Raw genomic sequence first — 892 nt, forward strand, 5'->3', positions numbered from 1 at the left:
CCTGTTTTTCAATTATCTTTAAAGCACCTTCACCAACTTCTTCAGCTGGTTGAAAAATAAATTTTAATGTACCTGGAAGAATAATCTTCATTTTTCTTAATAAAAGCAAGACACCTAATACAATCGTCATATGAGCATCATGTCCACAGGAATGGTTAGCACGAAAAGTGCCGTCCACATCTTGAAGTAGAGCATCCATATCAGCTCGTAATCCAATCGTTAAATTACTTATACTGTCCTCTGGTGACCACTTACCTATAACTCCAGGCATATCCGAAAAACTGGTCACTTCAAGCCCGTTTTGTTGGATCACCTTTGAAATATAAGATGTAGTCTGAAACTCTTTCCAGCTCACTTCAGGATTCTCATGAAGATGGTGGAAAATCTCCAAAACTTGAGGTTTTATTTCCGTCAATAATTCCTTCATCAAACCGCTCCTTATTTTCTCAGGAGACACCGAGAGCGACTGCCGCTGTTAATGCTAAACAAGCAATCAAAGTCCATCCGAGAATTAATTTCCAAATAAATTTAACCCATCTCTCATACGGAATTCCAGCAATAGCCAGGTATCCCATTAATGCTGAGGAAGTTGGAATAATTGAGTTCGTAACAGAATCCCCATATTGGAAGGCAAGAACGGCAAGCTGTCTTTCCAATCCCAAAATATCAGTAATAGGAACCATAATTGGCATTGTAGCCGCAGCCTGTCCACTGCCTGAAGAAATGAATAAATTAAGGAATGCTTGGGTGAAAAACATACCTACGACATTCAATGTTTGTGGTAGGTGACTTATCCCCGATGCTGCCATAAAGACTAACGAATCTATGATTTTACCTTCTTCTAAAACTACTGTAATAGCCCTTGCAAAGCCGACGATCAAGGCACCAAATG

Annotated in this window: 2 protein-coding genes; both read right to left on the reverse strand. The window is 39.5% G+C overall.

What is annotated here, in order from left to right:
• A partial coding sequence (locus AC1DUW_RS30680; RefSeq protein ID WP_477644430.1) for a M20/M25/M40 family metallo-hydrolase occupies positions 1-427 on the reverse strand: 427 nt, incomplete at its 3' end.
• Positions 428-446: 19 nt separating this feature from the next.
• Positions 447-892, reverse strand: a 446-nt coding sequence (locus AC1DUW_RS30685) for an AbgT family transporter (protein ID WP_477644431.1), incomplete at its 5' end; no start/stop codon positions are given.

This window comes from Peribacillus sp. P4_C12 (assembly GCF_056402095.1).